General features: G+C 53.6%; 15 protein-coding genes. 2 read left to right on the top strand and 13 right to left on the bottom strand.

Going from position 1 to position 12,219, the window contains the following annotated elements:
* From RT644_RS11610 to fkpA, 9 genes are all read right to left on the bottom strand, one after another.
* On the bottom strand, nt 1-136 hold a 136-nt coding region (locus RT644_RS11610), incomplete at its 3' end, for a GTP-binding protein (protein ID WP_009484166.1).
* Between the two features lie 70 nt (nt 137-206).
* The gene (gene fusA, locus RT644_RS11615) at nt 207-2,321 is read right to left on the bottom strand and encodes an elongation factor G (RefSeq protein ID WP_020455498.1); all 2,115 of its coding nucleotides are present in this window, start codon (nt 2,319-2,321) and stop codon (nt 207-209) included.
* Between the two features lie 99 nt (nt 2,322-2,420).
* Nucleotides 2,421-2,891: a 30S ribosomal protein S7 gene (rpsG, locus tag RT644_RS11620; protein ID WP_007369802.1), complete on the bottom strand. Its 471-nt coding sequence runs from the start codon at nt 2,889-2,891 to the stop codon at nt 2,421-2,423.
* Between the two features lie 97 nt (nt 2,892-2,988).
* Nucleotides 2,989-3,363, bottom strand: a complete 375-nt coding sequence (gene rpsL / locus RT644_RS11625) for a 30S ribosomal protein S12 (protein ID WP_003023654.1) — start codon at nt 3,361-3,363, stop codon at nt 2,989-2,991.
* A gap of 124 nt (nt 3,364-3,487) precedes the next feature.
* Entirely contained in the window at nt 3,488-3,775 is a 288-nt protein-coding gene (tusB, locus tag RT644_RS11630) for a sulfurtransferase complex subunit TusB (protein WP_045507925.1), read from the bottom strand.
* A 7-nt stretch (nt 3,776-3,782) separates the two neighbouring features.
* Nucleotides 3,783-4,142, bottom strand: a complete 360-nt coding sequence (gene tusC / locus RT644_RS11635; RefSeq protein ID WP_313626760.1) for a sulfurtransferase complex subunit TusC — start codon at nt 4,140-4,142, stop codon at nt 3,783-3,785.
* The gene (gene tusD, locus RT644_RS11640; protein WP_313626761.1) at nt 4,142-4,528 is read right to left on the bottom strand and encodes a sulfurtransferase complex subunit TusD; all 387 of its coding nucleotides are present in this window, start codon (nt 4,526-4,528) and stop codon (nt 4,142-4,144) included. The genes tusC and tusD overlap by 1 nt, the downstream gene beginning before the upstream one ends.
* Nucleotides 4,528-5,250: a transcriptional regulator gene (locus RT644_RS11645; protein WP_017459895.1), complete on the bottom strand. Its 723-nt coding sequence runs from the start codon at nt 5,248-5,250 to the stop codon at nt 4,528-4,530. Before RT644_RS11645 ends, tusD begins: the two co-directional genes overlap by 1 nt.
* Nucleotides 5,251-5,409: 159 nt before the next feature.
* Entirely contained in the window at nt 5,410-6,282 is an 873-nt protein-coding gene (gene fkpA, locus RT644_RS11650) for an FKBP-type peptidyl-prolyl cis-trans isomerase (protein WP_020455502.1), read from the bottom strand.
* A gap of 237 nt (nt 6,283-6,519) precedes the next feature.
* Here fkpA and RT644_RS11655 point away from each other — a divergent pair, with 237 nt between their 5' ends.
* Complete coding sequence (locus RT644_RS11655) at nt 6,520-6,738, top strand: protein SlyX (protein ID WP_020455503.1); 219 nt, start codon at nt 6,520-6,522, stop codon at nt 6,736-6,738.
* Nucleotides 6,739-6,895: 157 nt separating this feature from the next.
* Here the strand turns inward: RT644_RS11655 and slyD are convergent, their stop codons facing one another.
* The 4 genes from slyD to kefG all read right to left on the bottom strand — a co-directional run bounded on the left by slyD (nt 6,896) and on the right by kefG (nt 10,148).
* Nucleotides 6,896-7,483 (bottom strand): peptidylprolyl isomerase, encoded by a 588-nt coding sequence (gene slyD / locus RT644_RS11660; RefSeq protein WP_017459892.1) that lies wholly within the window; start codon nt 7,481-7,483, stop codon nt 6,896-6,898.
* 94 nt (nt 7,484-7,577) lie between these two features.
* Nucleotides 7,578-7,778, bottom strand: coding sequence for a YheV family putative zinc ribbon protein (locus RT644_RS11665; protein WP_017459891.1), 201 nt, complete (start codon nt 7,776-7,778; stop codon nt 7,578-7,580).
* Between the two features lie 10 nt (nt 7,779-7,788).
* Nucleotides 7,789-9,594 (bottom strand): glutathione-regulated potassium-efflux system protein KefB, encoded by a 1,806-nt coding sequence (gene kefB, locus RT644_RS11670; RefSeq protein WP_313626762.1) that lies wholly within the window; start codon nt 9,592-9,594, stop codon nt 7,789-7,791.
* The gene (gene kefG / locus RT644_RS11675; protein WP_071925236.1) at nt 9,594-10,148 is read right to left on the bottom strand and encodes a glutathione-regulated potassium-efflux system ancillary protein KefG; all 555 of its coding nucleotides are present in this window, start codon (nt 10,146-10,148) and stop codon (nt 9,594-9,596) included. The genes kefB and kefG overlap by 1 nt, the downstream gene beginning before the upstream one ends.
* 166 nt (nt 10,149-10,314) lie before the next feature.
* Between kefG and RT644_RS11680 the strand changes: the two genes are divergently transcribed.
* On the top strand, nt 10,315-12,219 hold the full coding sequence (locus RT644_RS11680) for an ABC transporter ATP-binding protein (RefSeq protein WP_313626764.1): 1,905 nt from the start codon (nt 10,315-10,317) through the stop codon (nt 12,217-12,219).

Here is a 12,219-nt window from a genome sequence, read left to right on the forward strand (position 1 = left end):
CGCGAGCAGAACCACCGTAGGTTTTAGCCAGAACGGTAGTGATTGCAGCAGTCAGAGTAGTTTTACCATGGTCAACGTGGCCGATAGTACCGACGTTGACGTGCGGTTTTGTACGTTCAAATTTTTCTTTAGACACGGCTTTATTCCTTACTATAGTGCTCTCCCTCTTTGGAGAGAGCACGGGACTTTGGTTTTAACCCTGCGGCTTATTTACCACGGGCTTCAATTACGGCCTGAGCAACGTTGTTCGGCGCATCATCATACTTCAGGAATTCCATAGTATAAGACGCACGACCTTTGGTCAGAGAACGCAGCTGAGTTGCATATCCGAACATTTCAGACAGCGGAACTTCAGCGTGGATCTTAACGCCAGTAACTTCAGATTCCTGACCGCGCAGCATACCGCGACGACGGCTAAGGTCACCGATTACGTCACCGGTGTTCTCTTCCGGAGTCTCTACTTCAACCTTCATGATCGGCTCAAGCAGAACTGGTTTCGCTTTCTTAAAGCCATCTTTAAAGGCAATAGACGCAGCCAGTTTAAACGCCAGTTCAGAGGAGTCAACGTCGTGGTAAGAACCGAAGTGCAGACGCACACCGAGATCAACTACCGGGTAACCCGCCAGCGGACCAGATTTCAGCTGTTCCTGGATACCTTTATCAACGGCCGGGATGTATTCGCCAGGAATTACACCACCTTTGATGTCGTTGATGAACTCGTAACCTTTCGGGTTAGAGCCCGGCTCCAGCGGGTACATGTCGATAACAACATGACCGTACTGACCGCGACCACCAGACTGCTTAGCGTGTTTACCTTCGATATCGGTAACTTTCGCACGAATCGCTTCGCGGTAAGCAACCTGAGGTTTACCGACGTTCGCTTCAACGTTGAATTCACGTTTCATACGGTCAACGATGATGTCGAGGTGCAGCTCACCCATACCGGCGATAATGGTCTGGTTAGATTCTTCATCAGTCCATACGCGGAATGACGGGTCTTCTTTCGCCAGACGGCCCAGAGCCAGACCCATTTTTTCCTGGTCAGCTTTGGTTTTCGGTTCTACCGCGATGGAAATTACCGGTTCCGGGAATTCCATACGTTCCAGAATGATCGGATGATCCGGGTCACACAGGGTGTCACCAGTGGTCACGTCTTTCAGACCGATAGCAGCAGCGATGTCGCCAGCGCGAACTTCTTTGATCTCTTCACGTTTGTTAGCGTGCATCTGAACGATACGACCGAAACGCTCACGTGCAGCTTTCACGGAGTTCAGGATGGTATCACCAGAGTTAACCACACCGGAGTAAACACGGAAGAAGGTCAGGTTACCAACGAACGGGTCGGTAGCGATTTTGAACGCCAGCGCAGAGAACGGCTCTTCATCACTTGCGTGACGCTCAGCCGGAGTATCTTTACCATCGTCCAGGATACCGTTGATCGCAGGTACGTCAGTCGGGGACGGCAGGTAGTCAACTACCGCATCCAGCATCGCCTGAACACCTTTGTTCTTAAATGCAGAACCACAAGTTACCAGGATGATTTCGTTGTTCAGAACACGCTGACGCAGAGCTTTTTTGATCTCTTCTTCAGTCAGTTCTTCACCACCCAGGTATTTCTCCATCAGCTCTTCAGAAGCTTCAGCAGCGGATTCGATCAGATTCTGGTGCCATTCGTCAGCCAGATCCTGCATCTCAGCCGGAATATCTTCGTATTCGAAGGTAACGCCCTGGTCTGCATCGTTCCAGTTGATGGCTTTCATTTTCACCAGGTCAACAACACCGGTGAAACCTTCTTCAGCACCAATTGCCAGCTGCAGCGGAACCGGGTTCGCGCCCAGACGGGTTTTGATCTGACCAACAACTTTCAGGAAGTTAGCGCCCATGCGGTCCATTTTGTTAACGAACGCAATGCGCGGAACTTTATATTTGTTTGCCTGACGCCATACGGTTTCAGACTGCGGCTGAACACCACCAACGGCGCAGTAAACCATTACCGCACCGTCAAGAACACGCATGGAACGTTCTACTTCGATGGTGAAGTCAACGTGCCCCGGGGTGTCGATGATGTTTACGCGATGCGGTTCATACTGCTTCGCCATACCAGACCAGAATGCAGTAGTCGCTGCGGAGGTAATGGTAATACCACGCTCCTGCTCCTGCTCCATCCAGTCCATGGTTGCGGCGCCGTCATGAACTTCACCGATTTTGTGGTTTACACCGGTGTAGAACAGAATACGTTCGGTAGTCGTGGTTTTACCGGCGTCGATGTGCGCACTGATACCAATGTTACGGTAGCGTGCGATGGGTGTTGTACGAGCCATTTGATTCCTCGTTTGTCTCTTTAGGCGTTCAGATTTAAGTTGCCAAACGGCGGGCCACTTGCTTGAAGCGCCCGCCATGTGACTAAAACTCCGAAGGGATTACCAACGGTAGTGTGCGAACGCCTTGTTGGCTTCGGCCATACGGTGAACGTCTTCACGTTTCTTAACTGCAGTACCTTTGTTGTCCGCAGCATCGGAAAGTTCGTTCGCCAGGCGCAGAGCCATGGATTTATCACCGCGTTTACGAGCAGCTTCAACGATCCAACGCATTGCCAGAGCATTGCGACGAACCGGACGAACTTCAACCGGAACCTGATAAGTAGAACCACCAACGCGGCGAGACTTAACTTCGACAGTCGGGCGCACGTTTTCGAGAGCTACTTCGAAAGCTTCCAGTTCATTTTTACCAGAACGCTGAGCCAGGGTCTCAAGCGCGCTGTATACGATTGCTTCTGCAGTAGATTTTTTACCGTCTACCATCAGGATATTGACAAATTTAGCCAGCAGTTCTGATCCGAACTTCGGATCCGGCAGAATTTTACGCTGACCAATAACACGACGACGTGGCATGGAAATACTCCGTTGTTAATTCAGGATTGTCCAAAACTCTAAGAGTTTAGTTTGACATTAAAGTTAAAACAGTTTGGCCTTACTTAACGGAGAACCATTAAGCCTTAGGACGTTTCACGCCGTATTTGGAGCGAGATTGCTTACGGTCTTTAACACCGGAGCAGTCGAGCGCGCCACGTACAGTGTGGTAACGAACACCCGGGAGGTCTTTTACACGACCGCCACGGATCAGGATCACGGAGTGCTCCTGCAGGTTGTGACCTTCACCACCGATGTAGGAAGTCACTTCAAAACCGTTGGTCAAACGAACACGACATACTTTACGCAGTGCGGAGTTCGGTTTTTTCGGGGTGGTAGTATATACGCGAGTACATACGCCACGTTTTTGCGGGCATGCTTCCAGCGCAGGCACGTTGCTTTTTGCAACTTTGCGAGCGCGTGGTTTGCGTACCAGCTGGTTAACTGTTGCCATTAAATAGCTCCTGGTTTTAGCTTTTGCTTCGTAAACACGTAATAAAACGACCTCATATAATATGAGGACGCAGAATTTTATGGCTGTGCTTAAAAGGTGTCAAGAAATATACAGCGATCACACATTACCAATGCATCTGAACAGCGTTTTTCACCGTCAGGCTAACGAAATCAGTATAGCCAACCCTGACAACGCTGCTTGAAATTTGACCACCCAGACCACGGGCATCGATATCTTCTTTCAGCGCGTGCACAGTTATGGGGGCGTTTAGCAATAACTCAACATAGCGCCCGTTTTGCAAGGCCGCCGTTACGCCATCTGAAAGCAGCAGCAGATCGTCGCCGGGGCGCAGCAAACGGAGCATCGACGCCATATCACACTGCCAGGGAGAGCGGGACAAGGTATGCAGCATAAATGCCTCAAAAGGTCAGAACGACGGTGTAGCTATCGAGCTTTTCGCGCAGCGCGTCCGGTTCCAGGCGCTGAGCCGGCAACACAAAGGTTGTCTCCTCGCCTAACCCACGCTCACGTAGCGAATCTGCACACAGCCAGCACTGTTCGATGTCATAAAGCGGCAGAACTTTAAACGTCGCGATGTAATCGCGCGCTAATACCCCATCCGGCCGCTGATTGGCCAGCAACTGGAATACACCATCACCAATAAAAAACACGCCGATATCGTCGGTAAACGCAGAAGTCGCCAGCAACGCATCCAGCCCTTCGCGACCAGAAGAGGAGCCATGCGGCGCTGAAGAAAACACAAAGGCGATACGTTGCATCAGAATTGCACCACCCGATCGCAAGAGAGCGCGGCTTCCGCCAGCGCGCCAAGCCCGGTCAGTGAAAAACCGGCTTGCAGGTTTGCACCAGGCAGCGCCAGACGTTGTGCTTCGGCATCATCAACAATGCCGCGACGCAATGCGGCGGCAACGCAGATATGCAGCTCGACCTGATGTTCCTCATGCAGGCGTTGCCAGGCGCGAACCAGGTCAAATTCATCACTGGCGGGCGCAGTGAGCGCGTTGGCATTGCTCACCCCTTCGCGATAAAAAAAAACGCTGGCTAGTGTATGCCCGGCATCCAGTAGCGCCTGCGCAAACTGGTACGCGCTGCTGGCCTGTTGTGTACCATACGCCGGGCCGGTGACCATCAGGGCAAAACGCATTAACGATCCTGTACGGAAAAATCGCCGCTTTTGAACTGGCGGATATAGAGGTAAACGGTGTGCTTGGAAATATTGAGACGATCGGCGACCTGGTTGATAGCATCTTTGATATCAAAGATCCCCTTCTCGTAGAGGTTCAGTACGATCTGGCGATTCTTGGCGTTGTTGGAAACGTTACGATCCGCGTTGACCTCTTCAATGGTGAACTCCAGCGTTTGCATGACCAGATCTTCCACCGAGGAAGCAAAGTTCACCGAAGAGCCAACATCAGGCGTTTCCGGCGGCACAAAGGTGCTCATGATCTGTGAGAACGGCACATCAAGGTTCATGTTGATGCACAACAGGCCAATCACGCGGTGATCGCGGTTACGGATAGCAATAGTGACGGACTTCATCAGCACACCGCTTTTCGCACGCGTGAAGTAGCACTTCGATACGCTGCTGTCGGCACCGGTCATATCATGCAGCATGCGCAGGGCGAGATCGGTGATGGGCGAGCCAATTTTACGCCCTGTGTGTTCGCCATTGGCAATACGGATTGCGGAACATTTCAAATCTTGCAGGGAGTGCAAAACGATTTCACAGTGGCTACCAATGAGCATCGCTAACCCGTCCACCACCGCTTCATAGGATTTCAGGATATCGAAGTCGGTCTGATCGAAAGGACGTTGATCCAGTAAATCAAGCTCACTGGTTTCGTTGGTTAATAGCGACCTGGACATGAAAAAAAACACTCCTTTTCAGGAACCTGTCGTTATGTTTTCAGGGCAGGCTCAGTATTTATATGGGGATATAAATTAATACATCGTAGGTTAAGCTTTCCAGAATTATATCCCTGCTGCAAAAAAAAACGCCGCCCGAAGGCGGCGTTATTGCAAATTTTATTTCTTACTGGTGTCTGCGGCTTTCGCATCAGCAGCTTTATCACCGGCTGCCGGAGCAGCATCTGCCGCCGGGGCGTCAGCTTTCGGTGCTGCAGCATCGGCTTTCGGCGCGGCCTTGATATCCAACAGCTCTACATCGAATACCAGCGTGGAGTTAGCCGGAATACCCGGAACGCCAGTTTTCCCGTAAGCCAGTGCCGGCGGGATAACCAGTTTGATCTTGCCGCCTTTCTTGATGTTTTTCAGGCCTTCAGTCCAGCCAGGGATAACACCATCAAGACGGAAAGAGAGCGGCTCACCACGGGTGTAAGAGTTATCGAACTCTTTACCGTCGATCAGCGTACCTTTGTAGTTCACAACAACCGTGTCGCTGTCTTTCGGCGCATCGCCGGTACCTTCTTTCTCTACTTTGTACAGCAGACCGGTATCGGACGTTTTCACACCTTTCTCTTTAGCGAAGGTGTCACGGAAGGCTTTGCCTTTCGCTTCGTTGTCAGCAGCGTCTTTTTCCATGCGATCCTGCGCGGCAGTTTTCACACGGGTCTCAAACGCTTGCAGGGTTTGTTCGATCTCCTGGTCGCTCAGTTTGCTCTTATCGGCAAACGCGTCCTGAACACCAGCGATCAGCTGAGCTTTATCCAGTTTAATGCCCAGTTTTTCCTGCTCTTTCAGCGAGTTTTCCATGTAGCGGCCCAGCGAAGCGCCCAGCGCATAGGCGGATTTCTGGTCGTCATTTTTAAATGCCGCTTTGCTGTCAGCTGCTGCAGCCGGTTCTTTCTTTGCAGCAGCATCGGCAGCGAAAGAGATCGGTGCGTGAAGGGCGACGGCCATCGTGGTCGCCAGCAGCGTGACTTTAAACAGTGATTTCATCCATTTCTCCAGGGGCCGGGGCATCTCGCCCCAGGGTTAAACAAAAAGTAAGAGACGTACTATAAAGCGTTGCGGTGGAAATCAACATAAGGACACCACCTGAATTCACCTGTTTTCTGACTATTTTTGTTTAAATAAGTTTCTGCTTTTCTTTGCCAGAGCTGTACCTGGCAGCAAAGTTCAGTAAAATTCGCCCGTTTAATGAAAATCGGGCCGGACGCAATCCAGAGGTGATGTATGCATGAGTTAACAATAGAAGCGCGACTGGCGGAACTGGAAAGCCGGTTGGCTTTTCAGGAGAAGACCATTGAGGAATTGAACCAGACGGTTGTCGCCCATGAACTGGAAATGGCGAAGCTGCGCGAACATCTGCGGTTAATGGCAGAAAAGCTCAAAGCCAGCCAGCCTTCGCACATGGCCTCCCCTTCAGAAGAGACGCCGCCGCCCCATTATTAAGGCGTAAAAAAAGCGGGTTTCCCCGCTCATCACTGACGCTATGGATTTCGTGTTGCAGGCAGGCGGCAAACTTGAAAATCCCCGGGAGCACAGAAAACTATGCGACCGGGGTTTAAAAGCGAAGCCAACGCCCCTGCGACGCGAAAGACGACGCGTATTAGTGGCAGCCGCAGCCACCGTTACCGCCGCAACCACCTTTCCCGTGGTCATGGCCGTGATCGTGACCGTGGCCGCCGCAGCAACCGTCGTGATCGTGGTCGTGGTCATGATCGTGACCATGCGGACCGTGAACGTGGCCGTGAGCCAGCTCTTCTTCGGTTGCTTCGCGGATAGCGACAACTTCAACGTTGAACTTCAGATTCTGGCCAGCCAGCATGTGGTTGCCGTCAACAACAACGTGGTCGTCTTCCACTTCGGTGATTTCTACCGGTACCGGGCCCTGGTCGGTTTCCGCCAGGAAGCGCATGCCAACCTGCAGCTCGTCAACGCCCATAAAGACGTCTTTCGGTACGCGTTGCACCAGGTTTTCGTCGTACTGACCGTAAGCGTCGTTCGCGCCAACAGCCACATCGAATTTGTCGCCGACTTCGTGACCGTCCAGCGCGTTTTCCAGACCAGAGATCAGGGAACCGTGACCGTGCAGGTAGTCCAGCGGCGCACTCACCGGAGACTCATCAACCAATACACCGTCTTCTGTACGTACCTGATAGGCCAGGCTGACCACCAGGTCTTTTGCTACTTTCATGATATCTCCTGAGCGTGGGAAAATTACTGGCGCAGATTGTAGCGGAATTCTGCACCCGTGTACCCTTTAGCTTAAAAAAAGCTGCCCGATCTCGCTAGTCCGGATGAAAAATGCCAATCACTTGCTCATCTTTGCGAACATGCTCGCGGGCTTCTTTATCCGCTTCACGCATCTGGTGCCCACACTTAACGCACTCAACAATATCGACATTATTCTCACGCCACATTGCCATTGAGTCCTTCGCCTGGCATGCCGGGCAAACCGCCCCGGCGATAAAACGTTTTCGTACAGCCATTCGATTCCCCTTATTCAAACTCGTCCCAGCCATCCAGCTGGCGACGCTCTTGCTGCATTTCACGCTGGAAAATCTCCTCCAGCTCGCGCCGCGCTTCGCGGACACGGGAAATTTGCATCGTATCGGTATGCACCGGCATCAGCTCGCGCAGCATACGCATATCTAAACGTTTAAAGTGCAGTTGCGCACGCTGAGCCTGATGCGGATGCATCCCCAGCGAAATAAGCGTCTTGCGTCCTAACTCCAGCGCACTGGAGAAGGTCTCGCGGGAAAACTGCGTCACACCGGCCTGCAGGAGTTCATGTGCTTCCACACGCCCACGGGCGCGAGCCAGGATTGCCAGGTTCGGAAAATGCTGCTGGCAAATCTCCACCAGCTTCATCGTATCCAGCGGGTCATTACAGGTGATGACGATCGATTGCGCCGCTTCCGCGCCCGCCGAGCGCAGCAGCTCCACTTGGGTTGCATCCCCGTAATAGACCTTATAACCATATTTACGCATCAGGTTGACGGCGCTGATATCGCGCTCAAGCACGGTAATGCGCATCTTGTTCGCCATTAACAAGCGGCCAATCACCTGACCAAAACGCCCAAACCCCACCACAATCACCTGCGGTTTGTCGTCTTCCACCCATGGAGTCTCATCTTCATCTTCCGGGGTGTTAAAACGCCGGGAGAGCAGTTTATCCACGCCGCGCATCAGCAGCGGTGTGGTCATCATCGACAACGTGACGGTGACCAGCAGCAGCGCCATTTGATCGTTCTGGAACAAGCGCTGAGAAGACGCCGAGGAGAACAAGACAAACGCGAATTCACCCCCCTGGCTTAACACACCGGCGAACTGCATACGCTCCGAACTGCGCAAACCGTATATTCGCGCCAGCCCGTACAGCACCAGTGATTTCACCGCCACCAGTACCGCAACGCTCAGTACCACCCATAACAGATGGGTATAGAGCACCCCAAGGTTCAGCGCCATGCCAACGGAAATAAAAAACAGCCCCAGCAACAGCCCCTTAAAAGGCTCGATGGCGATCTCCAGCTCGTGGCGATATTCACTTTCGGCCAGCAACACACCGGCGATAAAGGTTCCCAGCGCCATCGATAACCCCAGTGCATCCATAAACAGCGCCGAGCCAAGCACCAACAGTAACGTCGCGGCGGTAAACACTTCACGCACGCCGGAACCGGCAATAAAGCGGAACACAGGCCGCAGCAAATAACGCCCGCCAATCAACATGCCCGCGAACGCCAGCACTTTCATGCCGACTTTCATCCAGTCGAGATGCTCATCACCATTGCCCGCCAGCAACGGCACTAGCGCCAGCGCCGGGATCACTGCTAAATCCTGAAACAGCAGCACCGAAAATCCCAGTTGGCCGGATTCGCTGCGGTTCATGCCTTTATCGCGCATCAGTTGCAGCGCCATCGCGGTGGAAGACATCGCCAGGCCGATACCGCCAATCACCGCCGCCTGCCAGGAAAATTGCGTCAGCATCAGCAGCCCGGCGAGGATCGCCGCACTCAGCAGCACCTGCGCCGCGCCGACGCCAAAGATGGAGCGCCGAAGTTCCCAAAGTTTTCGCGGGTTCAGCTCCAGCCCGATGATAAACATCAGAAACACCACGCCCAGCTCGGAGAAATGGAGGATTTCATCAACATCGCTGATAAACCCCAGCCCCCACGGGCCAATCACGATACCCGCAAGCAGGTAGCCGAGCACCGCGCCAATCCCTAAACGCGCGGCAAGCGGAACAGCGACCACCGCCGCAAAAAGAAATAACACACCGGCCAGTAAAAGCGCGGAACCTTCCATTAACGGCCTCCCACAGGCAACGGTGACGCCAGCCAGTCACCATACGCTTTGGCGTGACTCGCCAACTCCTGCGGCTGTTGCCGGCGCGCCCAGTACACAATAATCGGGCTTAACCAGTGCATGCGGCACATGGCGGCAGTCAGCTCAAACGGGCGCAAAATATCATTCATGGAGTAGCGGTTAAGCCCATCGTGGCGATACGCGGCCTCCGGTTCCCCGGTGGTGACCACGCTACGCCAATACTTTCCCGCGAGTTGGTTCCCGCCAATGCCGCTGGCAAAGCCACGGCTTAACACACGATCAAGCCACTCTTTGAGCAGCGCCGGGCAACTGTAGGTATATAACGGATGTTGAAACACAATGACGTCATGCTCACGCAGCAACGCCTGTTCATAAGGAATATCGATAAAAAAGTCAGGGTAACGGGCATAAAGATCGTGCACCGTGACATTTTGCAGCTGCGTTGCCGGCTTAAGCAAAACCCGGTTAGCCACCGAGTCCTGTGATTCCGGATGGGCATACAGCAGCAACACTTTCGCTGTCTGCGACATCATTCCCCTCCCGGGTGTCAAACTCTGGCGAGCGGCCTGTGGGCGCTGCCAGAATGATTTTGTCTATCATCTTCATTTTGGGCTACCATTGCGGCCCCGGTGCGTCTTTTGGCCGCACTCTTACATTATCATAATGACAAATTAACATAGTCTGAACATACGGCGCCTTATGATTGTTTTCTCCTCGTTACAAATTCGTCGCGGCGTGCGTGTCCTGCTGGATAACGCCACAGCCACCATTAACCCGGGCCAGAAAGTAGGCCTGGTGGGTAAAAACGGCTGCGGCAAATCAACGCTGCTGTCGCTATTGAAAAACGAGATCGGTGCCGACGGAGGCAGCTTCACGTTTCCCGGCACCTGGCAACTGGCATGGGTGAACCAGGAAACGCCAGCGCTGAATGAAGCGGCTATAGACTATGTAATCGATGGCGATCGCGAATACCGCCAGCTTGAAGCCGAACTGAACGCCGCCAACGAACGTAACGATGGTCACGCCATCGCCACCGTGCACGGCAAACTGGACGCCATCGACGCGTGGACCATTCGCGCGCGCGCGTCCAGTCTGCTGCACGGTCTGGGTTTCAGCAACGAGCAACTGGAGCGCCCGGTAAGCGACTTCTCCGGTGGCTGGCGTATGCGTTTAAACCTCGCGCAGGCGCTGATTTGCCGCTCCGACTTACTGCTGCTTGATGAACCGACCAACCACCTCGATCTCGATGCGGTGATCTGGCTGGAAAAATGGCTGAAAAGCTACCAAGGGACGCTGATTCTGATTTCCCACGACCGTGATTTTCTCGATCCGGTGGTGGACAAAATTCTGCATATTGAGCAGCAAAGCCTGTTCGAATATACCGGCAACTACAGCTCGTTTGAGCGCCAGCGCGCCACACGCCTTGCTCAGCAGCAGGCCACTTACGAAAGCCAGCAGCAGCGCGTTGCCCATCTGCAAAGTTTTATCGACCGCTTCAAAGCAAAAGCCAGCAAGGCGAAGCAGGCGCAAAGCCGTATCAAAATGCTTGAGCGTATGGAGCTGATTGCCCCGGCGCATGTTGATAACCCGTTCCACTTCAGTTTCCGCCCGCCGGAAAGTCTGCCTAACCCGCTATTAAAGATGGAAAAAGTGAGCGCCGGTTACGGCGATCGCACCATTCTGAACGCCATTAAGCTCAACCTGGTGCCGGGTTCGCGCATTGGCCTGCTGGGGCGTAACGGCGCGGGTAAATCCACGCTTATCAAACTGCTGGCCGGTGAACTGGCGGCGCAGAGCGGTGAAATCGGGCTGGCGAAAGGTATTAAGCTCGGTTACTTCGCCCAGCATCAACTGGAATTTTTACGCGCTGACGAATCGCCGTTGCAGCACCTGGCGCGCCTCGCACCGCAGGAGCTGGAGCAGAAACTGCGCGATTACCTGGGCGGCTTTGGTTTCCAGGGCGATAAAGTCACGGAAATAACCGAACGCTTCTCCGGCGGGGAAAAAGCGCGTCTGGTGCTGGCATTGATCGTCTGGCAGCGTCCAAACCTGCTGCTGCTCGATGAACCGACCAACCACCTCGATCTCGATATGCGCCAGGCACTGACCGAAGCGCTGATTGAGTTTGAAGGCGCGTTAGTGGTCGTGTCGCATGACCGCCACCTGATTCGCTCAACCACAGACGATCTCTACCTGGTGCACGACGGCAAAGTAGAGCCGTTCGAAGGCGATCTGGAAGATTATCAGCAGTGGCTGAGCGACGTGCAAAAACAGGAGAGCCAGCCTGCGGATACGGTAAAAGAGAGCGCCAACAGCGCTCAGGCGCGCAAAGATCAGAAGCGCCGGGAAGCCGAGCTGCGCACGCAAACTCAGCCGCTGCGAAAAGAGATTGCCCGGCTGGAAAAAGAGATGGAAAAACTCAACGCTCAGCTTGCTCAGGCCGAAGAGAAACTCGGTGATAGCGGGCTTTACGATCAAAGCCGTAAAGCAGAGCTCACCACCTGTCTGCAACAGCAGGCGGCGGCAAAATCGGGTCTCGAAGCGTGCGAGATGGCCTGGCTGGAAGCGCACGAGCAACTGGAAGCCATGTTGCAAGGGGAGTAA

It is taken from the genome of Kosakonia sp. (genome assembly GCF_032104925.1).
Classification (GTDB): domain Bacteria; phylum Pseudomonadota; class Gammaproteobacteria; order Enterobacterales; family Enterobacteriaceae; genus Kosakonia.

Bases quoted from the DNA above. Each gene is read 5' to 3' on its own strand.
- RT644_RS11645 (WP_017459895.1), bottom strand. From the start codon at position 5,250: ATGTCCAGGTCGCTATTAACCAACGAAACCAGTGAGCTTGATTTACTG.
- tusD (WP_313626761.1), bottom strand. From the start codon at position 4,528: ATGCGTTTTGCCCTGATGGTCACCGGCCCGGCGTATGGTACACAACAG.
- fusA (WP_020455498.1), bottom strand. From the start codon at position 2,321: ATGGCTCGTACAACACCCATCGCACGCTACCGTAACATTGGTATCAGT.
- tusC (WP_313626760.1), bottom strand. From the start codon at position 4,142: ATGCAACGTATCGCCTTTGTGTTTTCTTCAGCGCCGCATGGCTCCTCT.
- slyD (WP_017459892.1), bottom strand. From the start codon at position 7,483: ATGAAAGTAGCAAAAGACCTGGTGGTCAGCCTGGCCTATCAGGTACGT.
- rpsL (WP_003023654.1), bottom strand. From the start codon at position 3,363: ATGGCAACAGTTAACCAGCTGGTACGCAAACCACGCGCTCGCAAAGTT.
- tusB (WP_045507925.1), bottom strand. From the start codon at position 3,775: ATGCTGCATACCTTGTCCCGCTCTCCCTGGCAGTGTGATATGGCGTCG.
- RT644_RS11655 (WP_020455503.1), top strand. From the start codon at position 6,520: ATGCATGAGTTAACAATAGAAGCGCGACTGGCGGAACTGGAAAGCCGG.
- RT644_RS11665 (WP_017459891.1), bottom strand. From the start codon at position 7,778: ATGGCTGTACGAAAACGTTTTATCGCCGGGGCGGTTTGCCCGGCATGC.
- RT644_RS11680 (WP_313626764.1), top strand. From the start codon at position 10,315: ATGATTGTTTTCTCCTCGTTACAAATTCGTCGCGGCGTGCGTGTCCTG.
- kefG (WP_071925236.1), bottom strand. From the start codon at position 10,148: ATGATGTCGCAGACAGCGAAAGTGTTGCTGCTGTATGCCCATCCGGAA.
- fkpA (WP_020455502.1), bottom strand. From the start codon at position 6,282: ATGAAATCACTGTTTAAAGTCACGCTGCTGGCGACCACGATGGCCGTC.
- kefB (WP_313626762.1), bottom strand. From the start codon at position 9,594: ATGGAAGGTTCCGCGCTTTTACTGGCCGGTGTGTTATTTCTTTTTGCG.
- rpsG (WP_007369802.1), bottom strand. From the start codon at position 2,891: ATGCCACGTCGTCGTGTTATTGGTCAGCGTAAAATTCTGCCGGATCCG.